Consider the following 22128-nt stretch of genomic DNA (forward strand, 5'->3'; position numbering starts at 1 on the left):
CAGAGGCATCCTAGCGGCGGGCGGGCCCCGTTCCGGCCACGGCAGCGGGTGGTGCCGTGGAGTCACGGACGGTCAGGCTGGTGGCGAGCTGGACGTGGCGGGAGGCGGGCTCGACGCCGTCGGCCATCGCGAGCACGGTCTCCACGGCCATCCGGCCCATCCCCGCCAGGGGCTGGTGCACCGACGTGAGCTGCGGGGTGGTCCACGCGGCCTGCGGCGTGTCGTCGAAGCCGACCACGCTGAGCCGCCCGGGCACCGGGACGCCGAGCTCGCGCGCCGCGGCGATCACGCCGACGGCGATCTCGTCGTCACCGGCGACGATCCCGGTGGGCGCTGCGGGCAGCGCGAGCAGCTCGCAGCCGTGCACCAGGCCCGTCTCGATGGAGAAGGGGTCGCTGCGCACCAGGGTGCGGTCCAGGCTGATGCCCGCGGAGTCGAGCGCCGCCCGGTACCCGTGGAAGCGTTCTCGGGCCGCGGCGGAGGCGGCCGGGCCGCCGATCCAGCCGATGCGCCGGTGGCCGAGCTCCAGGAGATGCTCCGTGGCGGTGCGCGCACCGGCCCAGTTGGCCGAGCCGACGCTGACGGTCCGGGGGTCGTCCACGTCGACGGGGTCGATCATGACGAACGGCATGCCCACCTTGCGCGCCGCCTGGAGCACCGCGTTGGGCCGGCTCAGCGTGATGCCGACGATGCCGACGACCCCCGACTCCTTCTGCTCGCTCACCCAGGCCTGGGCGGCCGCCTTCGTGGCACGCACGGCGCGGTCCGGAGCCAGCCGCACCAGCACGTCGGTCTGCGCGGTCATGGCGGCGGCGAGGAGGCCCTGGAGCACGTTCGAGACGTAGGGGGAGTCCACCACGTCGGTCACCGCGGCGATGGTGCGCGTGCGCGGCGGCTCCCACTGCGCGGTCGTGGGGCGGTAGCCGAGCGCCGCCACGGCCTCCAGGACCCGGGCTCGGGTGTCCTCGGCGATGTCGAGGCGGCCGTTGAGCGCCTTCGAGGCGGTGCCGGTGGACACGCCGGCCGCGCGTGCGACGTCGGCGAGGGTCGGGCGCTCGGTCGAGGGCCTGCCAGCCATGATCTTCCCTTCGTCGAAACTATTTCGAAGGCTAGCGGTCCGTTGATGGGGCGTCAATCCGACTGGGTGCGCGCAGAAGGCGGGGCATGCCTCGGCAGGATGAGGCAGGCTCGACTGTTGACGCCCGGCGGAGCGCGCCGCTACAGTCCCTGCTTGATCGATAAAGTTGCGAAAAGGTTTCGCACGCTCTCAACGAGGAGGGACAGGGTGATGAGGCTCTTGACCAAGGCGCAGGCGGTCTGCGTCGCGCTCGTGACGGCCGGTGCGCTCACCGCGTGCTCGGGCGCGGGAGGTACGGCGGGCGGGACCGGCGGCGGTGGTACCGCGGACCAGCCGGTGACGCTGACGGTGTGGAGCTGGGACGGCACGGTCGAGCTCGCGGTGCCGGGCTTCGAGAAGGCCAACCCCGGCATCGACGTCGAGGTGGTGAACGCCGGCTCGTCGTCCGACGAGTACCAGGCGCTCGACAACGCGATCCAGGCCGGATCGGGCGTGCCGGACCTGGTGATGTTCGAGTACTTCGCGGTGCCCTACTTCGCCGTGCCGGGCAAGCTCGCCGACCTCGGCCCGCTGGGTGCCGCCGACCTGGAGGACGACTACGTCCCCTCGGCGTGGAACAACGTCACGATGGGCGACGGCGTCTACGCCCTGCCCTCCGACTACGGCCCCGCCGTCATGTTCTGGAACGAGGCGACGTTCGCCGAGGCGGGGATCAAGGAGGCGCCCGCGACCTGGGACGAGTACTACGAGGCGGCGAAGAAGATCCGCGCCCTGGGCGACGACTACTACATCACGCAGGACACGAACGACCTCTTCTTCCTGCTGTCGCTCATCTGGCAGGCGGGCGGGCGGCCGTTCGAGGTGGACGGCACCACCGTGCACATCGACTTCACCGACGAGGGCACGCAGAAGGCCGTGGCCTTCTGGCAGAAGATGATCGACGAGGACCTGGTCAACACGAAGATCAGCGCCTGGTCCGACGACTGGAACCGGGCGCTCAACGACGGCACCCTCGCTTCCCAGAACATGGGCGGCTGGCTCACCTCGACCCTGCCCGAGCGGGCGCCGGACGCCGCGGGCGACTTCCGCGTCTCGCTCATGCCCCAGTGGGAGGAGGGCGAGAAGGTCGGCGCCGAGAACGGCGGCTCGGCGTTCGGCATCCCGGAGGCTGCGGCCAACAAGGAGGCGGCCTACACGTTCCTCGAGTACTTCACGCACGGCGAGGGCCTGCAGCCCCGGGTCGACGCCGGAGCCTTCGTGCCGAACACGTCGGTGCTCGACAGCCCCGAGTTCCAGGAGGTGAAGAACCCGTACTTCGGTGACCAGAAGACGGGCGAGGTGCTCGCGGAGGCCTCGAACATCGCCGCCGTCGGCTGGCAGTACCCGCCGTTCTTCGAGTGGGCCCGCAGCACGTACGGCGACATCGCCACGCCGTTCTACACCTCCGGCGAGGGCTCCCTCGCACAGGTGCTGGAGACGTGGGAGCAGCGCTCCGTCGAGTACGGCAACGAACAGGGGTTCCAGGTCGACTAGCCGCCGTCGGCGGACGTCTTGCGCACCGCGGCGCGGGACGTCCGCCCGGCCCCCGACCGGACGACACGAGAGGACTGTCCATGAGCGCGACCCAGCGCACGGCGCCCGCCGTGGCCGCCACCCCGCCTCCACCCGCCGGCGTGGAGCAGCAGTACCGCCGGCCTCGTCGCCGGCAGACCGGCTGGGCGTTCGTCGCACCGTTCGGTGTGCTGTTCGCCCTGGTGTTCATCGTGCCCATCGCCTACGCCGCCTACCTCAGCCTCTTCCAGGACCGGATGGTGGGCGGCCCGTCCTTCGTGGGCCTGGCGAACTACACGAAGCTGTTCGGCGACGCCCAGTTCTGGGACGGCGTCTCCCGCGTGGTCTGGTTCACGCTGATCCAGGTGCCGGTCATGCTCCTGCTGGCCCTCGCGCTGGCGCTGGCGATGGACTCGATGCGGCTGCGCGGCATGCGGTTCATGCGCGTGGCGATCTTCCTGCCCTACGCGGTGCCGGCCATCGTCTCCACGCTGATGTGGGGCTTCATGCTCGGCGTGCGCTACGGGCTGTTCGGGAGCATCAACGGCTGGCTCGGCACCGACCTGGACCCGTTCCGGCCCAGCACCACGCTGATCGCCATCGGCGTGATGGTCACGTGGGCCTTCACGGGCTACAACATGCTCATCTTCGGCAGCGTGCTCAAGGCCGTCCCGCACGAGCTGTACGAGGCGGCGGCGATCGACGGTGCGGGGGAGTGGCGCGTCATCCGCGCGATCAAGCTGCCCGCGCTCCGGGGCTCGCTCGTGATCACCGTCATCTTCTCGATCATCGGCACCTTCCAGATCTTCAACGAGCCGCAGATCCTCCCGTCGATGGTGGCCAACAGCGGGATCACGACCTACTACACGCCCAACCTGTACGCCTTCAACCTGGCGTTCACGGGCTCCCAGCAGGGCTATGCCGCTGCTCTCGCCCTGGTGATGGCCGCGTTCACCATCGCCATCGCCTACGCGGTCCAGATCCGTGGCATGAAGAACGCCCTCGACCAGTAGCAGCCGGAGACCTCTCATGACGACCACCGACGTCCGGCGTCCGGGCGGCCCGCGCCGACGCCTCCACACCCTCACCAACCCCCGCACCAGCGGCACGCTGACCTTCCTGACGGGGTTGTTCACCCTCTACTGCCTGATACCGCTGGTCTGGCTGGCCATCAACGCCACCAAGTCCCAGGCGGACTTCGTCTCCAGCTTCGGCTTCTCGTTCGGCACGCGGTTCGCCCTGTTCGACAACATCGCGGCGGTCTTCACCTACGACGGCGGCATCTTCAGCCGGTGGCTGCTCAACACCGTGCTGTACGTCGTCGTCGGGGCGGTGGTCTCCACGTTCCTGGCCGCGCTGGGCGGGTACGCCCTCGCCAAGCTGGAGTTCACGGGCAAGCGGGTGTTCCTGTTCGTGGTGCTGGGGGCCATCTCCGTGCCCGGCATCGCGCTGGCCATCCCGCAGTTCCTGCTGTTCGCGCAGCTCGGCCTGACGAACACGCCGTGGGCGGTGCTGATCCCGTCGTTCCTCAACCCCTTCGGGCTGTACCTCATGTGGGTGTTCGCCGCGGAGGCCGTGCCCACCGGGCTGCTGGAGGCCGCGAAGATCGACGGCGCGGGCGAGTTCCGGACGTTCTGGCAGATCGCCCTGCCCCTGCTCGTGCCCGCCACGGTCACGGTGCTGCTGTTCTCGTTCGTCTCGATCTGGAACAACTACTTCCTGCCCCTGATCATGCTCAAGGACCCCGACTGGTACCCGCTGACCGTCGGCATCAACCAGTGGAACAAGCTCGCCTCCACCGCCGGCAACGGCGAGCTGCTCCAGAACCTCGTCCTGACCTCCTCGCTGCTCACGATCGTCCCGCTGATCGTGGCGTTCGTCTGCCTGCAGCGCTACTGGCAGTCGGGTCTGAGCCTCGGCGCCGTCAAGGGCTGACGAAGCCTGACCGACCCCCACCACTTCGACCATCACGACGGGCCGCTCCGAGCGGGTCCGTGGGTTCTCCACGCCCGTCCGACACCCGCGAGGGAGACACACCAATGGCGGACAGCACGACGACCCTGCCCGACCTCACGATCGACGGCGTGACCGCCGTCGGCGCACCGCTGCGGCACATCTGGAACGAGTGCGTCGGCGCCGGCCGGGCGAACGAGGCGCTGCGCGCGGACTGGCAGCAGCACTTCACCGAGGCGGTGACGGTCCTGGGCGCGCGGTACGTGCGCTTCCACGGCTTGTTCCACGACGACATGTTCGTCTACCGCGCCTCCGACGGCGGCGGGTTCGGCCCGCCCACGCCGCTGGACGAGCCGGTGCTGACCTTCAGCTACGTCGACAAGGTCTTCGACTTCATCCTCGCCTCCGGGGCCCGGCCCTTCGTCGAGCTCGGGTTCATGCCGCGCGAGCTGGCGACGGAGACGGAGACGCTGTTCTGGTGGAAGGCCCACTGCAGCCCGCCCACGGACATGGAGCGGTGGACCTGGCTGGTCACCGCGACGGTGGAGCACTGGATCGAACGCTACGGCCTGGACGAGGTGCGGCAGTGGCGCTTCGAGGTGTGGAACGAGCCCAACCTGGTGCCCTACTTCTGGACCGGCACCCGGACGCAGTACTTCGAGCTGTACGAGGCCACGGCCCGCGCCGTCAAGGCAGTCGACCCGGAGCTCAAGGTGGGTGGGCCCTCGACGAGCGTGTTCGTGCCCGACGACCGCTACGCGGGGGAGTGGGAGGACCGGTCCGCCGAGCACGCCACGGCCGAGGCGCAGGACGTCGACGCGCTCGACTGGCGCCCCGTGTGGATCGAGGAGCTCATCGACTGGTGCGCGCGCCGCGACGTGCCGCTCGACTTCCTGTCCACCCACCTGTACCCGACCGACCTGGCCTTCGGGGCCTCCGGGCAGGTCCGACACATCCGCCGCCACGTGGACGCGACCCACGACGACCTGGTCGCGCTCCGGAAGATCATCGCCGCGAGCCCGTTCCCCGACGCCGAGCTGCACATCACGGAGTGGTCGAGCTCCCCCTCCAGCCGCGACGCCATCCACGACACCCTCTTCGCCGCCACGTACATCACCCGCGCCTACCTGCGGTGCGCGGCGCTCGCGGACTCGGTCTCGTACTGGACCTTCACCGACGTCTTCGAGGAGGGTGGCGCCGGCATCGGGCCGTTCCACGGCGGCTTCGGCCTGGTGAACGAGCAGGGCCTGCACAAGCCGACGTACCACGCGTTCGCGATGCTGTCCCGGCTCGGGGACACCGCGCTGGCCGTCACCCCGCACGGGACGATCACCCGGGACTCCGGTACCGGCAGCGTGTCGGCCGTGTTCTTCAACTACCCCGACGACATGGGCGCCGACGGCGTCGGCTCGGAGACGACGTACGCGGCCACGCGTGCCCTGGCGGAGAAGGGCCCGGCCCGGCGGATCCGGCACACGGTCGAGGGCCTCGCGCCCGGCACCGTCTTCACCGTCGAGTCGATCGACTGGGACCACGGCAACGTGGCCGAGGCGTGGCACCGGATGGGTGCCCCGCTCAACCTCACGCCCGCGCAGACGGCCGAGCTGCGCGGGGTGGCCGACACGCTGCGCGTCGGCACGCTCACCGCCTCCGACGCCGGCGTGCTGGACATCGACCTCGACCTGCCGGCCTGGTCGGTGCTGTCGATCACGCCGGCCGGGTGATCTCGGCGGCGGTCGAAATGTTTCGGTGAGTGGCGCCTGCCGTCGACCGCGGATTTCGGGCGACTGGCCGGGACATCCGTGGGGTTATCCGGTGTGGCGCGGTGTGGGCGGACCGCATCTGGCGCCTTGTGATTTTCGGTGGTTCGAGGTAGAAACGGTCGGGACGAGGAGGCAGGCTTGACGAAGACGACCCGGGCACTGCGCCCCAACCTCGCCGCCGTGGCCGCGCACGCGGGCGTGTCGACCGCGACGGCGTCCAAGGTGGTGAACGGGCGGCCCGACGTGGCCGAGAGCACCCGCGAACGGGTCGAGGCGGCGATCGCGGAGCTCGGCTACCAGGGGCCCACCCGCGTCAGCACGGCGCACACCGTGGAGCTCATGGTCGACGCCCTGAACACCACCTACGCGACCCAGATCCTGCGGGGCGTGGTCCTGGCCGCCGAGGAGCTGGACCTGGAGGTCGTCGTCGGCCGGGTGCGCCGCCGGTCGGCGAGCGGCGTGCCGGAGTCCAGCGCGGCCTGGGCCAAGCGGCTGGCCGCGGCCGACCGGGTGGGCGCGATCGTGCTGACCTCCGGGCTCGGCCCGGACGTCTACGCGAGCCTCGCGCGCGCCCGGGTGCCGCTGGTGGTGATCGACCCTCTGGATCTCAGCGAGGAGGGCGTGGTCTCGGTGGGGTCCACCAACTGGCTCGGCGGGCGCAGCGCGGCGGAGCACCTGGTCGGGCTGGGGCACCGGCACATCGCGGTGGTCGCCGGGCCGGCGGAGTCGCTCAGCGCCGTGGCGCGCCTGGACGGTTTCCTGACCTACTGCCGGCAGCGGGACGTGCCGGTCGAGGCCGACCTGGTCCGGCCGATCCGCTTCGACCACGACCAGGCGGTGGAGGTGGCGGAGCAGTGGTTCCGCCGCCCCGACCCGCCCACGGCGGTCTTCGCCGGGAGCGACGCGCAGGCGATGGGCGTGCTGGAGGCGGCCCGGCGCACCGGCCTGCGGGTCCCGGAGGACGTCAGCCTCGTGGCCTACGACGACACACCGCTCGCGTCGTGGGCCAACCCGCCGCTGACCGCCGTCCGGCAGCCGCTGGAGGAGATCGGCCGGCGAGCCCTGCTGACGGTGCAGGCGCTGCACGAGGGCAAGCCCGTGGACTCGCACCACATCGAGATCGCCACCACGTTCGTCGTCCGGGACTCCACCGCCGCGCCCCGGGCACAGCTGCTCCGCGACCCGCGGGGCTGAGCGGCGGGCCCTGCGCCCGGCGCACCCATGACCACCCCCGGCGGGCGAGCCGCCCGGCGGGACACCCAGATGCCGGACGGCATCGCGGATCGACGGAGATCACCCATGCGTACAGCCGAGGACTGGCCCATCGCGGCCAACATGCTCTCTTTCGGGTCGACGGCGGCGGACGGCACCCCCAACGTCGACGCGCCCGCCGAGTCGTGGCGGGCCCAGCTCCAGCAGGTGGCCGACCTGGGGTTCGCGCACGTGGACCCGACCGACGCCTGGCTGTCGATCGGCGAGCTGAGCGACGCCCGGTTCGCCGAGCTGCTCACCGTGCTCAAGGAGACGGGCCTGACGGTGCCGTCGGTGTCCACCACCCGGCGCAGCGTCATCGACGCCGAGCGGGGCGAGGACTACCTGCGCTTCGGCCACACGATCATCGACCGCGCGCCCGCGCTCGGCGCAGAGGTGGTCAACTTCGGCTTCATGCAGGCCCTGACCCCCGCCCAGGAGAAGGCCCTCTGGTTCTGGCTGGCCGAGGGGCACCACGACGACCTCGACGACAAGGACGCCTACGCCCTGGCCGTGGCCCGCATCCGGGAGCTCGCCGACCACGCCCGCGAGGTGGGCGTGCAGGTCAGCCTCGAGATGTACGAGGACACCTACATCGGCACGCCGGACCTCGCCGTGCGGTTCGCGCAGGACGTCGACCGGGACAACGTGGGCCTCAACCCCGACCTGGGCAACCTGGTGCGCCTGCACCGGCCCATCGAGGACATCCCCACGATGTTCGAGAAGGTGCTGCCCCTGACCAACTTCTGGCACATCAAGAACTACACGCGTGACGAGGACCCGGCCACGGGCGCCTACGCCACCCACCCGACCCCGCTCGTGCAGGGCGTCGTCAACTATCGCGCGGTGATCCGCCGGGCCCTGGAGCTGGGCTTCGAGGGCGTCTTCGTGTGCGAGCACTACGGGTCGGACAGCCTCGGCGTCGCCGCCATCAACCGGGAGTACATCCGCGAGGTGCTCCGCGGCGCCGGGCGCTAGCCCCCGGAACCCCCAGGTCCCCCGAGCAAAGGTGCAGGAGACATGACCTACGTCCACAACAGACCGGAAGACTTCGTCCCCGAGGCGCTGCGCGGCCTCGTCAAGGCCCACCCCGGCCGGCTCCGCCAGGTGCCCGGCGGCATCGCCCGCGCGGACGGCACCCGCCCCGGCAAGGTCGCCGTCGTCGTCGGCGGGGGATCGGGCCACTACCCGGCGTTCGCCGGGCTGGTCGGCGACGGCCTGGCCGACGCCGCGGTGTGCGGCGACATCTTCACCTCGCCGTCCACCCGCCAGGTGCTCGACGTGTGCCGCGCCGCCGACGCGGGCGCGGGCGTCTTCGTGACGTTCGGCAACTACGCGGGCGACGTGCTCAACTTCGGCGCCGCGGCCAGCCGGCTGCGCGCCCAGGGCACGGACGTCACCATCCTCCTGGTGACCGACGACGTCGCCTCCGCCCCGGCCGACCGCGCCCATGAACGACGCGGCGTCGCGGGCGACCTCGTCGTGTTCAAGCTGGCCGGCGCCGCCGCGGAGGAGGGCGCCGACCTCGCCGAGGTCAACCGCCTCGCCTCCCACGGCAACGACCGCACGCAGTCGTTCGGCGTCGCTTTCGACGGCTGCACCCTGCCCGGCCACGACCACCCGCTGTTCGGCCTGGAGCCGGGCACCGCCGGGTGGGGGCTGGGCATCCACGGCGAGCCCGGCGTCGGCGAGGAGGCCCTGCCGAGCGCGGCCGAGCTGGCCGCCGAGCTCGTCGACCGCGTGCTCGCGGAGCGTCCCGCCGACGCAGACGGCCGCGCCGCCGTGCTGCTCAACGGGCTCGGCACCGTCAAGTACGAGGAGCTGTTCGTGCTCTGGGACACGGTGCACGACCTGCTCGTCGAGCGCGGCGTGACCATCGTCGCCCCGCTGGTCGGCGAGTACGTGACCAGCCTCGACATGGCCGGCTGCTCCCTCACGGTCACCTGGCTGGACGACGAGCTCGAACGCCTCTGGCTCGCGCCCGCCGACGCTCCCGGCTTCCACCACGGCAGCTGGCGCCCCGCGCCGGCGGCCCTGCCCGACCCGCTGCCCGACCACCTGCCCGGCGAGCCCGAGACCGAGCTCGTGGCCGCCACCACGCCCGAGGGCATCGCGGCCGCCGGTACCGTCGCGAGCCTGTTCCACCGCGCGCAGGTCGCCCTGCACGACGCCGAGCAGATGCTCGGCGACCTCGACGCCGTCGCGGCCGACGGCGACCACGGCCGGGGCATGTGCCGCGGCATCGACGCCGCCGTCCTCGCCGCCGACGCCGCCGTGCGGGCCGGGGGAGACGCCCCGTCCGTGCTGCGCCGCGCCGCCGACGCCTGGGCCGACAAGGCCGGCGGCACGTCGGGCGCGCTGTGGGGCGTGGGCCTGCTCGCCCTGGCCGACGCGCTCCCCGCGGACGCCCGGGTCACCCTCGACCATCTCGCGGCCGGCGTCACCGCCGCGCGGGACCAGATCCAGGAGGTGGGCGGCGCCCGGGTGGGCGACAAGACGCTCGTCGACGCGCTGCACCCCGCCGCCGAGGCGCTCGCCGCGGCGGCGGCCGCGGGCACGCCGTCGGCCGACGCGTGGCGGGCCACCGTCGAGGCGGCGCAGGAGGGTGCGCGCGCCACCGAGAACATCGCGGCCCGCCGGGGCCGCGCACGGGTGCTGGGGGACAAGAGCCTCGGCGTCCCGGACCCGGGGGCGACCTCGCTCGCCCTCCTGCTGGGCGAGGCGGGTGCCGAGGCCGGCATCCCCGCGCCGACGACGACGGAGGTGGAGTGATGGTGGAGCAGCTGCGGCTCGTGATCGGCTCGGACGACGCCGGGTACGAGTACAAGGAGATCCTCAAGCGGGACCTGGAGGCGGACCCGCGTGTGGCGTCCGTGGTCGACGTCGGCGTGGGCGACGACGAGCACACCGTCTACCCCCGGATCGGGGCGGCGGCCGGACGGCTCGTCGCCGCCGGCGAGGCCGACCGGGCGCTGCTCGTGTGCGGCACCGGGCTCGGTGTGGCCATCTCGGCCAACAAGGTGCCCGGCGTGCGGGCCGTCACCGCGCACGACTCGTTCTCCGTGGAGCGCTCGGTGCTGTCCAACGACGCCCAGGTGCTCTGCTTCGGTCAGCGCGTCGTGGGCATCGAGCTGGCCCGCCGGCTCGCCCGCGAGTGGCTCGGCTACCGGTTCGACCCGGGGTCGCCCTCGGCGCCCAAGGTCGCCGCCATCGGCGAGATCGAGGACGGCGCCGGTCAGGACGACCCGGTGTCCTGCGCCTGAGCCTGTCCGCAAACGTTTCAGTCGGTCCGAGAGGAAGAAACATCATGGTCACGAGCATCAGTCCGGTCGCCGTCGTCGGCGCCGGGTACATGGGCGGGGGCATCGCGCAGTCGTTCGCGCTCGCCGGGCTCCCCGTCACCATCGCCGACGTCTCGGCCGAGGCGACGCAGGCCGCGTACGCGCGGCTGCTCGAGGAGGCTCGCGAGTTCGAGGACGCCGGCCTGTACGACGCCGGCGCCACCGACACGATCCGCGCCAACCTGACCGCCGCCGCCTCCATCGAGGAGGCCGTGGCGGACGTCGACTTCGTCGAGGAGGCGGTGTTCGAGTCGGTCGAGGTCAAGCACGACGTGCTGGGCCGCATCTCGGCCGCCACGCGCCCCGACACGATCATCGGCAGCAACACCTCGACCATCCCCGCGCGGGTGCTGGTCACGGCGGTGACGGGCCCCGAACGGTTCCTCACGGTGCACTTCTCCAACCCCGCGCCCTTCATCCCCGGGGTCGAGCTGGTCCTCAGCGAGCACACGGACCCGGGCGTGGTCCCGGTGGTGCGCGAGCTGCTGGCCAAGGCCGACCGCCAGGGGGCGCTCGTCGCCGACGTACCGGGGTTCGTGCTGAACCGCCTCCAGTACGTGCTGCTCAAGGAGGCCATGTCGATCGCGGAGGAGGGCATCGCGTCCCCGGAGGACATCGACACCGTGGTGCGGACGACGTTCGGCTTCCGGCTCGGCTTCTTCGGTCCGTTCGCCATCGCCGACCAGGCCGGGCTCGACGTCTACGCGGGCGGGTTCCGCACGTTCGAGGAGAACTTCGGCGAGCGGCTGTCGACGCCGGCCCTCATCCAGGAGGCGGTCGCCGGGGACCGCAAGGGCGTCAAGAACGGCAAGGGCCTGCTGCGCGACTACACGCCGGAGCAGGTCAAGGCCCTGGTCGCCTACCGCAACAAGGCCTACGGCGAGATGGGCCGTCTGCTGCGGGCCCTCGGCCCGGCGCCGGCCTGACGTCATGGCGCGTGCGTGCCGGACGCCGGGGACGCCCCCGGTGTCCGGCACGCGCGGCGGGCTAGCGCTGGAGCGTGAGCAGGCCCGGCCGGTACGGCAGGAGGCCGTAGTCGACGCCGTCCGAGCTGGGGGAGCGGCCCTGGTACAGGAGCTGCAGGTTGCAGGCGTCGACGGTCATGGTCTGGTCGGCGCTGGTGCGGATGAGCTCACCGTGGCTGATGTCGTTGGTCCAGGTGGCGCCGCTGTTGGCCTTGCCCGCGAACGGGTTGCCCTCGGTCGCGGCCTGCGGCGTCCAGGACCCGGAGAGGCTGGTGGCCGTGAACGAGCGGAAGTAGCGCCCGTTGGCCCCGATGGCCTCGACGATCATGAGGTACTTGGTCTGGCCCTGGAGCTTGTAGACCTGGACGGCCTCGAACAGGTTGTTCGTGGTGTCGCTCATGATCGTCTGGTAGGAGCTGCCGAAGCTGCCCGGGAAGTTCCCGATCGGCATGCTCGCCCGGTAGATCTTCCCGTTGTCACCCGCGAAGAAGAGGTACATGTTCGTGCCGTCGCCGATGAGCGCCTGGTCGATGGGTCCGGTGCCCGAGCCGGAGATCGACCCGGTGAACAGCGGGCTCGCGGCGGACCAGCCGTTGGGGTTCGTGGGGTCGCTGGAGGTGCGGTACATGAACGGGGCCGGTCCCCACTGGTAGGCCAGCACCCAGACGTTGCGCGGCGCGAAGTAGAAGAGCGTCGGTGCGACGGTCCCGGAGGACATCGTGTTCTGCGTCGCGCCGGCCATGTCCGACCAGCTCGAGAAGAGGCTGAAGTTCATCGACCCCCAGGACGTGCCCGTGTCGTGGGTGGTCGCGTAGACGAGGTGCCGGCCGTTGTACGGCGCCGTGGTGAAGTCCTTGAGCGAGACCCAGCCGGCCTTCGGGGTGGCCAGCGGTCCGGTGGACGTCCAGCGGTAGGTGGACGGCAGCTCGCAGGCCGACGTCGAGCTGTTCACGAGCGAGGCGTCGTCGACGGACAGGCCGTCGGTGCCCGCGGCGGTCTCCACGTAGAACGTGGCGGACGACAGCGTCCCGGACCACGAGACCGCCGCGCTGCCGGTGAGCTGCGTCCAGCCGGTCGAGCTCAGCGCCCCCTGGGCGAGGTTGACGTAGCTCGTGGTGCCGCCGGCGGTGACCGCCAGCGTGACCCGGCCGGTCGGCGTGCCGCTGTGGGCGCGCACCCAGACGCTCGCGGTGTAGGTGGCGTTGTTGGTCAGCGCCGAGGTGACGGTCTGGGCGGGGCCGTTCCACGCCGCCGTCCGCCCCGTGTGCGCCAGGGCGCGGCTGCCGCCGTGGACGGGGCTCGTGCTGGAGGCCAGCGAGCCGGCGCCGAAGACCGACCAGCCGGTGGTGCCGTTCTCCAGGTCGCCGTTGGTGAGCAGGTTGGTGCCCGCCGCGGCGGCGGGCGGTGCCTCGGTGGCGGCGGGCAGCGCTGCCGCCGAGGCGAGCGCCAGCGTCGCGGCCAGGCCCAGTGCAAGACGTGCGATGGACTTCCTCATCCTTCGCTCCTGTTCCTGCCGGGGCGCGGCGCAGCACCACGCCCGGGCATGGGTGGTGTCCTACCGGCGGCGTGGTGGATGCCGCGGCTCATGGGAGCCGTCTGCCGGGGATGGTGTGAGCGCTAACATCCTTGTCGCGGAACGGGCCCTGGCAGCGATAGGTGTACCGATACAGTAGCGGGCTCGCGTCTGGCATACAAGACATCTCGGGCAATGGCGCGACGGTCGGGCCGCGGCCGTGTTCCGGGCGTGTGCGCCGGCTCACAAGCGCTCCAGGGAATGCGGACGAGCATCGTCCGGTTGGCAGGAAGGTCAAACGGACGAACGTCGTCCGTATCGAGGGTGCCGATGCGGCGCCCCGCACGCGAGGAGATCGACATGAGTGACCTGGCTGAGCTGACCCGGCGTCTGGATGCGCTGGAGGCGGTCGAGGAGATCAAGAAGCTGAAGGCCCGCTACTTCCGCTTCGTGGACGAGAAGAAGCACGACGAGCTGGCGGCGCTGTTCACGCCGGACGCCACGCTGGTGACCGACGGCATCACCTGGGGTTCGCCGCGCGAGTTCGCGGACACCATCCGGGACCTGACGGGCGACGCGCCGTCGGTGCACCACGGGCACATGCCGGAGATCGAGATCCTGGGCGAGGACTCGGCCTCGGGCATCTGGGCGATGGAGGACCTGCTGACGTTCCCCGTGGGGCCCGAGGCCCCCGAGGGGCACAACGGCTACGGGCAGTACCGTGAGACGTACCGCAGGGTCGACGGCCGGTGGCTGATCGACTCGGTGCTGCTGACGCGCCTGCGGATGGACGCACTGGAGAACTGGGACCCGGATGCCTGACCTGGACGTCACCACGGATGTCCGCGCCGACGCGCGGCGCAACCGGCGCCAGCTGATCGTCGCGGCCCGGGAGGCCATCGCCTCCCGCGGCCTCGACGTCTCGGCACTGGACATCGCCACGGCCGCCGGAGTCGGGGTGGGCACGCTCTACCGCCGGTTCGGCACCAAGGAGTCACTCCTGGACGCGGTGGTGGTCGGCCTCTACGACGAGATGCTCGACAGCGCGCAGGAGTGCCTCGCGATCGAGGACCCGTGGCAGGGCCTGAGCCGGTTCGTCATGGACCTGGCCGGCGCGCACCGGGACAGCCGGGGTGTGGCGGAGGTGACGGCTGCGTGCGACACGGTGCCCACGCCGGAGATCGCGCAGCGGACCACGGCGCTGCAGGACGCGGTCATCCGGCTCACCGAACGGGCCCACGCCGCCGGAGCTCTTCGCGCGGACGTGACCTGGCAGGACGTCATGATCGGATCGCGAGCCGGCCTGGACACCGACCACTGCCTCGGCGTCGACGCGGGGCCCGACGGCTGGCGCCGCATCATCACCCTCCTGCTCGACGGGATGCGTGCGCCCGGGTACACGCCGCTCGCCGGCGAGGCGCCGTACCTGCACGGCTCCGACTCCTAGCACCCGCGCAGCACGCGCCCGGGTACCAGCACCAGCACGCGCGACGGACCGCACCACGCCCTGCCCTGGTCGTGGTGGGATCCCGTGCGCCCAGACCTGAACGAGGAACTTCGGTATGAGAGCCATCGGTATGACGACGTTCGGCGGACCCGACGTCCTGCACGAGATCGACCACCCCGAACCCGAGGTGGGTGACCACGAGGTGCGTGTCCGCGTCGCGGCGGCGACCGTCAACAACGGCGACCTCCTGATGCGGCGCGGTGCCGTGCACCAGCTGCGCCATGCGGCCCCCTGGGTGCCGGGGATGGAGGCGGCGGGCGTCGTGGACGCCGTCGGGGCCGGGGCGGCGGGACGCTTCCGCGTGGGCGAGGCGGTGACGGCGCACGTGTGGCCGATCGACCCGCGCGGTGGGGCCTACGGCGACCTCACCGTCGCGCACATGGATCGCGTGGTGCACGCACCGCACGGCGCCTCGATCGCGCAGGCGGCCACCCTGCCGATGAACGGACTGACCGCCTACGGGGCACTGGAGGCGGCGGGCCTGCGGGAGCCGGGCACCGTGGCGGTGATCGGCGCCGCGGGTGCGGTCGGCGGGTACGTCGTGCAGCTCGCGGTGGCCGCGGGGCACCGCGTGGTGGCGGACGCCGCAGCCACCGACCGCGAGCTGGTCGAGAGCCTCGGGGTGCACGTGGTCGTGCCTCGTGGGCCGGACGTGGCGGAGGCGGTCCGGGCGGCCGTCGGCGAGGTGGACGCCGTCGTGCTCGCGGCGATGCCCACGCTCGACGCGGCCGCGATCGTGCGGCACGGCGGCGCCGTCGTGTCCGTCTTCGGGTTCGGCGACCCGGTGCAGGCCGCCACCGCGCGCCGGCGCAGGGTCCGGCTCGCCGGCGTCGTGGTCGACGACGTCGCCGGTCCCGCGCCGAAGCTGCGGCACCTCCGCGAGCTGGCCGAGAGCGGCGGGATCACCTTGCGGGTCGCCGACGAGGTCCCCGCCGCGGAGGCGGCGGGGGTCCATCGGCGCATGGAACAGGGCGGTGTGCGCGGCCGGATCGTGCTCCGGTTCTGAGCTCCGGAGGGCGGGGTGCGACCTGGTGGGCGCCGGTCACGCGACGCCGGCGGTCGACCCGCTCCCGCGCAGCTCGGCCAGCCCCGCGGCGACCGTGACGCCCGGCCGGTAGCCCAGCTCCGCCCGGGCCCGCGAGATGTCGTAGCTGCGGTCGCGGCCCATGACCGCGACCAGCCACCGGTCGAGCGGCGGCGGGGTGGGGCGGCGCAGCAGCCGCCACACTCCGTCCAGGAGCGCGGCGACCGGTACGGCGACGGCGGACGGCACGCTGCGGGCGCGGCTGACGTCGGCGCCCGACGCCCCGAACAGGGGCGTGAACAGGTCCCGGATCGGCATCGGCGAACCGTCGGTCACGTAGTAGACGCCGCGGTCCCGGCCTCGGGTCAGCGCGGCCGAGGTGGCCGCCGCGAGGTTCGTCACGTGGACGAAGTCGATGACGTGCCGTCCGCCGTCGATCCAGGCGAACTGCCCGGCGGCGGCCGCCCGCGCGGCCTCGGCCAGCGTCGTCATGCCCGGGCCCCAGATGAGCGGCGGGCGCAGGACGACCAGGGTCGTGCCCGGGGTGCTCAGGTCGGCCAGGGCGCGCTCGGTCGCGAGCTTGACCCGGCCGTAGGCGATGAGGGGCCGTCCCGTCGGCGTCGTCTCGGAGACGACGGCGGGCCCGCGGTTCCGGTCGGTCGAGACGGCGGCGGCGCTGACGAGCACGAACCGACCCACCCCGGCGGCGGCCGCCGCGGTGAACAGGGCGACCGTGGGCCGGTGGTTGTCCCGCTCGAACCCGGCGTCCGGCCCCCAGAAGGCCATGCGGGCCGCCGCGTGGACCACGGCGTCGCACCCGTCCAGGGCGCCCAGCCAGGCGGGCCCCGGTCGCGTGCTCGCCGGATGCCCGGCAGGGTCCGGGCCGTGCAGGTCGGCCAGGTCGCCGAGCACGGCCGTGGCCCCGGCCTGCTCCACGCGCCGCGCCGACTCGGGGCTGCGGGCCAGTGCCCGCACGGTGTGCCCGTCGGCGACGAGGCGGGTGATCATGTGCTGCCCGACGAATCCGCTGCCGCCGGTGAGGAAGATGTCCATGGGACCGATCCTCGGCGGGCGGGCGCGGCTCAGGGAGCCACGGCTCTTCCTGGTACAACCGGTACCACGACCTGTCGGCCCCGGTGCCGGAAGATGGTGGCATGGAAGAGCTCGGTGTCGCCCTGCGGACCTGGCGGGACCGCCTCACGCCCGGCGCGGTGGGCCTGCCGCACCACTCCCCGCGGCGGGTGGCCGGGTTGCGCCGCGGCGAGCTCGCGCAGCTCGCCGGCATCTCGGCCGAGTACGTGGTGCGGCTGGAGCAGGGCCGGGCGACGACGCCGTCGGCCCAGGTGTGCGCCGCGCTGGCCCGTGCGCTCCAGCTCACGGACGAGGAGCAGGCCCACCTGCTGCGCCTCGCGGGCCACGCCGCCGACCCGGACCGGGTGCCGCGGCTCGTGCCCGGCAGTGTGCACCGGATCGTGGAGCAGCTCGCCGCCAGCCCCGTGGCGGTGTGCGACGCGAGCTGGCAGCTCCTGCACTGGAACGCCCTGTTCGCGGCGACGTTCGGGGATCCCTCCCGGCTCGCCGACGAGGAGCGCAACGCCCTGCTCTTCCAGTTCGAGGACCACGAGAACCGGCTGCGGTTCACCGCTGCCGAGCGCGACGCGTTCGAGAGGTCGCTGGTGGCCGACCTCCGCGCCACCACGAGCCGGTACCCGAAGGACCCCGACGTCCGGGCCCTGGTCGTGCGGCTGAACCGGGGCGAGCGGTTCCGTGCGCTGTGGGAGCTCCGGGCGGTGGGCGACCACCAGGGGGCGCGCAAGATCGTGGTGCATCCGGACGTGGGCGACATCGCGGTCGAGTCCAACGTGCTGACCACGCAGGGCACGGACCTGCGCCTGGTGGTGGACACGCCGCGTGATGCGGAGGCCAGGAGCAAGCTCGAGCTCCTGTCCGCGCTCGGCCTGCAGGAGATGGCGCCGCGGCGGGGTTAACAGGCTGGGACGGCCCCGTACGCCGCGTACGTGCCGCATGCGTCGTCCTCGAAGGTGCTGCTCACGTTCGGGGACGGCTGATCCCTCCGGGCCCGGTCAGCGCCGAGGACCGCTGCGGCCGGAACGCGCCCAAGGGGCGCGGTCCGGCCGTACGTGCCGGGCTCAGCGCCGGCGTTCCGCCTCGACGAGTGCGGCAACGCGCTCGCGCTCCGCGCGGGGCCAGGTCTCCCGGGTGACCAGGATCCCGACCAGGCCCACGACGGCAGCGCCCAGGTACAGCACCGACGCGCCGGGCCAGCCGAACGCGCCGACCAGCGCCGCGGCGATCAGCGGCGCGAACCCGCCCAGGGCCGCGGCGAGCTGGTAGCCGAGGGACGCGCCCGACGTGCGGGTCGCGGTGCGGAACTGCTCGGTCAGGAGCGCGCCCTGCGTCCCGGTGAGCGCGGCGTGGATGAGACCGATGCCGATCACGAACACGGCCACGACCAGCACGGGGCTGCCCGTGTTGGCCATGAGGTACATCGGGAACGCGAAGAGCATGGCTGCCACGCACCCGGCGATGTAGACCGGGCGGCGCCCGACCCGGTCGGTGAGCGAGCCCGCGAGGAACGTGACCACGACCGCCGTGATGCTCGCCGCGGTGATCGCACCCAGCGCGGTCGGGCGAAGGTCCGGGTTCCGCTCGGAGATGTAGTTGAGCAGGTACGTCGCCGTCGAGTAGTACGCGAACGACTCGACGACACGCAGCGCGATCACCCGCAGGATGCCTCGCCAGTCGTCGCGAAGGGTGGCCAGGAACGGGTTCTTCTCGGTCTTGCCCGTGGCCACGGCCTCCTGGAACTCCGGCGACTCGGACAGGCGCGAGCGCACGAACAGCGCGACGACGACGAGCACCGCGCTGAGCAGGAACGGCGTGCGCCACTTCCAGTCGCCCGGGAGGGACGCGCTGAGCGCGAACATGCCGCTGGCCAGGGCGATGCCGAGCGGGTTGCCCGACTGGGGGATCGCGGCGAACATGCCGCGGCGGTGCCAGGGCGCGTGCTCGTACGCCATCGTGATGGCGCCGCCCCACTCGGCACCGAACGCGAGGCCCTGGATCATCCGGATGACCACCAGCAGGACCGGTGCGGTCGCGCCGATCTGCGCGTAGGTCGGCAGCACGCCGATCAGCACGGTGGCACCGCCCATGACGATCATGGCGCCCACCAGGACGGGCTTGCGGCCGAACCGGTCGGCCAGGTAGCCGCCCACGGCGCCGCCGAGCGGGCGCATCACAAAGCCGACGGCGAGGGTCGCGAACGCCAGCAGGGTGCCGGTCAGGGGGTCGCTCTCAGGGAAGAACACGGCACCGAAGTACAGCGCCGAGGCGGTGCCGAACGCGACGAAGTCGTAGTTCTCGACGCTGGTGCCGACGGCGGCCGCGACCGCGGTCTTGACGCGGTCCTTCGACCCGAGCGGCGAGCGCCGCGCTGGTGTCGTGGTGGGCATGGGATCTCCTTTGATCGTGGATCGGTGGTGGAGCTCGGCGGGGCGGTCAGTCGCGGACGGGTGCGAGGTCGTCCAGGGCATTGAGCTTCGCGACGCGGCGCCGGGTGTCGGCGTCGTCGTCGAAGGTCGCGGCGAGGAACTCCCGGACGATCTCGGGCACGAAGGCGCGGGGTGCGAGCCACGCGCCCAGGGCGACGGCGTTCGCGTCGTCGTGCTCGACGGCCTGGTGGGCGGAGTAGGGCTCGTTGGCCAGTCCGCAGCGGATGCCCGGGATCTTGTTGGCGGCCATGATGGCCCCTGCTCCCGTGCCGCACACGAGGATGGCGCGGTCGGCCTCGCCGGCCAGCACGGGGGCGCACGTGGCCTGCGTGATGTCGGGGAAGTCGACCGGGTCGGTGCTGTCGGTGCCGCAGTCGACGACCGTGTGCCCGAGGGCCTCGATCGACTCGCGGACCAGGTCCTTGAACGGGAAGCCGGCGTGGTCGGCTCCGAGGGCGACTCTCATGGGTGGTTCCTTCCTGTGCGGCCGGCGGCGACCGGGCCGCCGGGGGTCGGGCCGGCGGCGGCCGGACGGGGGCCCGCCGGGACGGTCTTGCTGCTCGCGGTGGCGAGCCGGGGCTCGACCTCCGCGAGTGCCGGGATCGAGGGCGTTGCACCCGGGCGGGTGACGGCGAGGGCGCCGGCGACGACGGCGCGCCGCACGGCGTCGGCGGCGGGAAGGTGCCACGACGCCGCGAGGTAGCCGACGAACGTGTCACCCGCGGCCGTCGTGTCCACCGCGGTCACGGCGGGTGCGGGGACCCGGACGAGCGCGCCCGACCGGTACACGAGGGCGCCGGCCGCGCCCAGCGTGCAGACGACGTCGGTGCCGAGCCGGGCGGCCACCGCGGCGACGTCGCCCTCCGGGCCCGACGGCCCCAGGCCGAGCAGGCGGGCCACCGCCTCCAGCTCGTGCTCGTTCACGACGAGCAGGTCGACGTGCTCGACGAGGTCCGCGGCGCGGGCCGGCGCGGGCGCGGCATTCCAGATCACCGTCGCCCCCCGAGCCGACGCCGCTGCGGCCGCGGCCCGGGAGGTCGCCGCCGGAACCTCGTGCTGGAGCACCAGCACGTCACCGGGGACGAGCTGCGCGCAGGCCCGGCGGACGGCGTCGTCGTCGAGCGCGGCGTTCGCACCGGGGACGACGATGATCGAGTTCTCGCCCGCGTCGTCCAGCAGCACCAGGGCCCGGCCGCTCGGCAGGTCCGACCGGGTGAGCAGGTCGGTGTCGATGCCCTCGGCGGCGAGGGCGGCGGCGAGGGGGTCGCCGTCGGCCGCACCCACCGCTCCGACCATGCGCACCCGCGCTCCCGCACGGGCGGCGGCGACGGCCTGGTTGGCGCCCTTGCCGCCGAGCGAGGCGGACGCCTCCCGCGCGAGCACCGTCTCGCCGGGGCGCGGCAGGGCTCCCAGGCGTAGCGACGTGTCGGCGTTGACGCTGCCGACCACGGTGACCCGCGCCGTCACGCGTCGGCCCCGGCGTCGGGCACGTCGTCCTGGCCTCGCCGGTCGCCGCCGGACCGGTCCACGAACGACGTCGCGACCTGGTGCGAGGCCCCCGGCCGGCCCTCGATGACGTCGACGAGCGCCTCGACGCCGAGCCGGCCGATGGCGGTCGCGTCGTTGCGCACCGCGGAGATGGGCGGGCTCACGAGCGAGAACCAGTCCAGGTCGTCGAACGACACGATCTCCACGGCGCCGAGCCCCGACGCCGCATCCTCGCGCAGCGCGCGGGCGACCCCTAACGTCATCAGGCCGTCGGCGCTGAGCACTGCCGTCGGCCTGGCGTTGGAGGACAGGACCGCCCGCATCGCCTCCACGCCGCTCTCGGCACGGAAGTCGCCGTGCGCGATCAGCCGCGGATCGGCGGACAGCCCGAGCTCGTCGCGCACGCGAAGGAAGGCGGCGCGCCGCTCGCGGCCGGTCGAGATCTCCGGCGGGCCACCCACGAACGCGACCTCCCGGTGGCCGCGCTCGTGCAACCAGGTCAGGGCACGGCGGACGCCGTCCTCGTTGTCGGTGGCGACGGTGGGCACCTCCAGCCCCTCGACGGACCGGTCCACGAACACCAGCGGGAGGCCTGAGTCGCGCAGCGAGCGCAGCCGGGTCACGTCCGACCCCTGCGGGGCGATGAGCAGGCCGTCGATCCGCTGCGAGGCGAAGGTGCGCAGGTACGCGGCCTCCTGCTCGGCGTCCTCGTCCGCGTTGGCGAGCAGCACGGTGTAGCCGCGGCGCTGTGCCTCGCGCTCGGCCGCGTGGGCGAGCTCGGAGAAGAACGGGTTGCGGATGTCGGACACCAGGAGGCCGAGCACGTCGGTGCGCGAGCGGCGCAGGGACCGGGCCGGGCCGTTGGCGATGTAGTTGAGCTGCTTCGCCGCGGCCGTGACGCGGGCCCGCGAGTCGGGGGACGTCTGGCTGCTGCCGCTCAGCACGCGTGACGCGGTGCCGAGGGACACACCGGCCAGTGCTGCGACGTCCTTGATCGTGGCCACTCTGCCCCGCCTTCCGTGGAAACGTTTCCATGAGGTTCTGTCCGCCAATGTGCCACGGCGGCCGGTCCGGACGCAAGTACCGCGCCGTCGCGGCGGGCCGGCGACCGGCCTGCCGGGCGGGTCGCTAGGATCCCTGGACGACAGCATCGTCGGCGCGGCCCGTGCGGGTCTCCGG

At 72.8% G+C, this 22128-nt stretch carries 20 protein-coding genes; 13 read left to right on the forward strand and 7 right to left on the reverse strand.

Going from position 1 to position 22128, the window contains the following annotated elements; all coding sequences use genetic code 11:
* Positions 1–10 precede the first annotated feature (10 nt).
* Complete coding sequence (locus tag ACIG47_RS25975) at positions 11–1078, reverse strand: LacI family DNA-binding transcriptional regulator (RefSeq protein ID WP_397433955.1); 1068 nt, start codon at positions 1076–1078, stop codon at positions 11–13.
* Positions 1079–1288: 210 nt separating this feature from the next.
* Here ACIG47_RS25975 and ACIG47_RS25980 point away from each other — a divergent pair, with 210 nt between their 5' ends.
* From ACIG47_RS25980 to ACIG47_RS26020, 9 genes are all read left to right on the forward strand, one after another.
* Positions 1289–2611, forward strand: a complete 1323-nt coding sequence (locus ACIG47_RS25980; protein WP_397433988.1) for an ABC transporter substrate-binding protein — start codon at positions 1289–1291, stop codon at positions 2609–2611.
* An 80-nt stretch (positions 2612–2691) separates the two neighbouring features.
* Positions 2692–3642: a carbohydrate ABC transporter permease gene (locus ACIG47_RS25985; RefSeq protein ID WP_397433956.1), complete on the forward strand. Its 951-nt coding sequence runs from the start codon at positions 2692–2694 to the stop codon at positions 3640–3642.
* 16 nt (positions 3643–3658) lie between these two features.
* Positions 3659–4564, forward strand: coding sequence for a carbohydrate ABC transporter permease (locus ACIG47_RS25990; RefSeq protein ID WP_397433957.1), 906 nt, complete (start codon positions 3659–3661; stop codon positions 4562–4564).
* A gap of 104 nt (positions 4565–4668) precedes the next feature.
* Positions 4669–6306: a beta-xylosidase gene (locus ACIG47_RS25995; RefSeq protein WP_397433958.1), complete on the forward strand. Its 1638-nt coding sequence runs from the start codon at positions 4669–4671 to the stop codon at positions 6304–6306.
* A 177-nt stretch (positions 6307–6483) separates the two neighbouring features.
* Complete coding sequence (locus ACIG47_RS26000; RefSeq protein ID WP_397433959.1) at positions 6484–7539, forward strand: LacI family DNA-binding transcriptional regulator; 1056 nt, start codon at positions 6484–6486, stop codon at positions 7537–7539.
* A 105-nt stretch (positions 7540–7644) separates the two neighbouring features.
* A complete protein-coding gene (locus ACIG47_RS26005) occupies positions 7645–8574 on the forward strand; it encodes a sugar phosphate isomerase/epimerase family protein (RefSeq protein WP_397433960.1) in 930 nt (309 codons plus the stop codon).
* A 42-nt stretch (positions 8575–8616) separates the two neighbouring features.
* Positions 8617–10368 (forward strand): dihydroxyacetone kinase family protein, encoded by a 1752-nt coding sequence (locus ACIG47_RS26010; protein ID WP_397433961.1) that lies wholly within the window; start codon positions 8617–8619, stop codon positions 10366–10368.
* Positions 10368–10859, forward strand: coding sequence for a ribose-5-phosphate isomerase (locus tag ACIG47_RS26015; protein ID WP_397410204.1), 492 nt, complete (start codon positions 10368–10370; stop codon positions 10857–10859). The genes ACIG47_RS26010 and ACIG47_RS26015 overlap by 1 nt, the downstream gene beginning before the upstream one ends.
* A 44-nt stretch (positions 10860–10903) precedes the next feature.
* Positions 10904–11863: a 3-hydroxyacyl-CoA dehydrogenase family protein gene (locus ACIG47_RS26020; protein ID WP_397433962.1), complete on the forward strand. Its 960-nt coding sequence runs from the start codon at positions 10904–10906 to the stop codon at positions 11861–11863.
* Positions 11864–11924: 61 nt separating this feature from the next.
* Here ACIG47_RS26020 and ACIG47_RS26025 read toward each other — a convergent pair whose 3' ends face one another.
* Positions 11925–13397 (reverse strand): non-reducing end alpha-L-arabinofuranosidase family hydrolase, encoded by a 1473-nt coding sequence (locus ACIG47_RS26025; protein ID WP_397433963.1) that lies wholly within the window; start codon positions 13395–13397, stop codon positions 11925–11927.
* A gap of 378 nt (positions 13398–13775) precedes the next feature.
* Between ACIG47_RS26025 and ACIG47_RS26030 the strand changes: the two genes are divergently transcribed.
* The 3 genes from ACIG47_RS26030 (at position 13776) to ACIG47_RS26040 (ending at position 15928) form a co-directional block, all read left to right on the forward strand.
* A complete protein-coding gene (locus ACIG47_RS26030) occupies positions 13776–14237 on the forward strand; it encodes a nuclear transport factor 2 family protein (RefSeq protein WP_397433964.1) in 462 nt (153 codons plus the stop codon).
* Positions 14230–14862 (forward strand): TetR/AcrR family transcriptional regulator, encoded by a 633-nt coding sequence (locus ACIG47_RS26035; protein ID WP_397433965.1) that lies wholly within the window; start codon positions 14230–14232, stop codon positions 14860–14862. Before ACIG47_RS26030 ends, ACIG47_RS26035 begins: the two co-directional genes overlap by 8 nt.
* Positions 14863–14977: 115 nt before the next feature.
* Positions 14978–15928 carry an NADP-dependent oxidoreductase gene (locus ACIG47_RS26040; protein ID WP_397433966.1) on the forward strand — a complete coding sequence of 317 codons (951 nt, stop codon included), beginning with the start codon at positions 14978–14980 and terminating at the stop codon, positions 15926–15928.
* 36 nt (positions 15929–15964) lie between these two features.
* Here ACIG47_RS26040 and ACIG47_RS26045 read toward each other — a convergent pair whose 3' ends face one another.
* Complete coding sequence (locus tag ACIG47_RS26045) at positions 15965–16999, reverse strand: NAD-dependent epimerase/dehydratase family protein (RefSeq protein ID WP_397433967.1); 1035 nt, start codon at positions 16997–16999, stop codon at positions 15965–15967.
* A gap of 101 nt (positions 17000–17100) precedes the next feature.
* Here ACIG47_RS26045 and ACIG47_RS26050 point away from each other — a divergent pair, with 101 nt between their 5' ends.
* Positions 17101–17934 (forward strand): helix-turn-helix domain-containing protein, encoded by an 834-nt coding sequence (locus ACIG47_RS26050; protein WP_397433968.1) that lies wholly within the window; start codon positions 17101–17103, stop codon positions 17932–17934.
* Positions 17935–18096: 162 nt separating this feature from the next.
* On the opposite strand, the gene ACIG47_RS26055 is transcribed toward ACIG47_RS26050, so the two are convergent.
* Genes ACIG47_RS26055 through ACIG47_RS26070 form a run of 4 tightly spaced genes read right to left on the reverse strand, consistent with a single transcriptional unit; the run spans position 18097 to position 21953 of the window.
* Positions 18097–19422, reverse strand: a complete 1326-nt coding sequence (locus tag ACIG47_RS26055; protein WP_397433969.1) for an MFS transporter — start codon at positions 19420–19422, stop codon at positions 18097–18099.
* 46 nt (positions 19423–19468) lie between these two features.
* Positions 19469–19927 (reverse strand): RpiB/LacA/LacB family sugar-phosphate isomerase, encoded by a 459-nt coding sequence (locus ACIG47_RS26060; protein ID WP_397433971.1) that lies wholly within the window; start codon positions 19925–19927, stop codon positions 19469–19471.
* Positions 19924–20928, reverse strand: a complete 1005-nt coding sequence (locus tag ACIG47_RS26065; protein ID WP_397433973.1) for a ribokinase — start codon at positions 20926–20928, stop codon at positions 19924–19926. The genes ACIG47_RS26060 and ACIG47_RS26065 overlap by 4 nt, the downstream gene beginning before the upstream one ends.
* Positions 20925–21953: a LacI family DNA-binding transcriptional regulator gene (locus ACIG47_RS26070; protein ID WP_397433974.1), complete on the reverse strand. Its 1029-nt coding sequence runs from the start codon at positions 21951–21953 to the stop codon at positions 20925–20927. Before ACIG47_RS26070 ends, ACIG47_RS26065 begins: the two co-directional genes overlap by 4 nt.
* Between the last annotated feature and the right edge of the window lie 175 nt (positions 21954–22128).

This window comes from Promicromonospora sp. NPDC052451 (assembly GCF_044547525.1).
Classification (GTDB): domain Bacteria; phylum Actinomycetota; class Actinomycetes; order Actinomycetales; family Cellulomonadaceae; genus Promicromonospora.

Coding starts and splice junctions, on each gene's coding strand:
- ACIG47_RS25975 (WP_397433955.1), bottom strand. CDS start 1,078: ATGGCTGGCAGGCCCTCGACCGAGCGCCCGACCCTCGCCGACGTCGCA.
- ACIG47_RS25980 (WP_397433988.1), top strand. CDS start 1,289: ATGAGGCTCTTGACCAAGGCGCAGGCGGTCTGCGTCGCGCTCGTGACG.
- ACIG47_RS25985 (WP_397433956.1), top strand. CDS start 2,692: ATGAGCGCGACCCAGCGCACGGCGCCCGCCGTGGCCGCCACCCCGCCT.
- ACIG47_RS25990 (WP_397433957.1), top strand. CDS start 3,659: ATGACGACCACCGACGTCCGGCGTCCGGGCGGCCCGCGCCGACGCCTC.
- ACIG47_RS25995 (WP_397433958.1), top strand. CDS start 4,669: ATGGCGGACAGCACGACGACCCTGCCCGACCTCACGATCGACGGCGTG.
- ACIG47_RS26005 (WP_397433960.1), top strand. CDS start 7,645: ATGCGTACAGCCGAGGACTGGCCCATCGCGGCCAACATGCTCTCTTTC.
- ACIG47_RS26010 (WP_397433961.1), top strand. CDS start 8,617: ATGACCTACGTCCACAACAGACCGGAAGACTTCGTCCCCGAGGCGCTG.
- ACIG47_RS26015 (WP_397410204.1), top strand. CDS start 10,368: ATGGTGGAGCAGCTGCGGCTCGTGATCGGCTCGGACGACGCCGGGTAC.
- ACIG47_RS26020 (WP_397433962.1), top strand. CDS start 10,904: ATGGTCACGAGCATCAGTCCGGTCGCCGTCGTCGGCGCCGGGTACATG.
- ACIG47_RS26025 (WP_397433963.1), bottom strand. CDS start 13,397: ATGAGGAAGTCCATCGCACGTCTTGCACTGGGCCTGGCCGCGACGCTG.
- ACIG47_RS26030 (WP_397433964.1), top strand. CDS start 13,776: ATGAGTGACCTGGCTGAGCTGACCCGGCGTCTGGATGCGCTGGAGGCG.
- ACIG47_RS26035 (WP_397433965.1), top strand. CDS start 14,230: ATGCCTGACCTGGACGTCACCACGGATGTCCGCGCCGACGCGCGGCGC.
- ACIG47_RS26040 (WP_397433966.1), top strand. CDS start 14,978: ATGAGAGCCATCGGTATGACGACGTTCGGCGGACCCGACGTCCTGCAC.
- ACIG47_RS26045 (WP_397433967.1), bottom strand. CDS start 16,999: ATGGACATCTTCCTCACCGGCGGCAGCGGATTCGTCGGGCAGCACATG.
- ACIG47_RS26050 (WP_397433968.1), top strand. CDS start 17,101: ATGGAAGAGCTCGGTGTCGCCCTGCGGACCTGGCGGGACCGCCTCACG.
- ACIG47_RS26055 (WP_397433969.1), bottom strand. CDS start 19,422: ATGCCCACCACGACACCAGCGCGGCGCTCGCCGCTCGGGTCGAAGGAC.
- ACIG47_RS26060 (WP_397433971.1), bottom strand. CDS start 19,927: ATGAGAGTCGCCCTCGGAGCCGACCACGCCGGCTTCCCGTTCAAGGAC.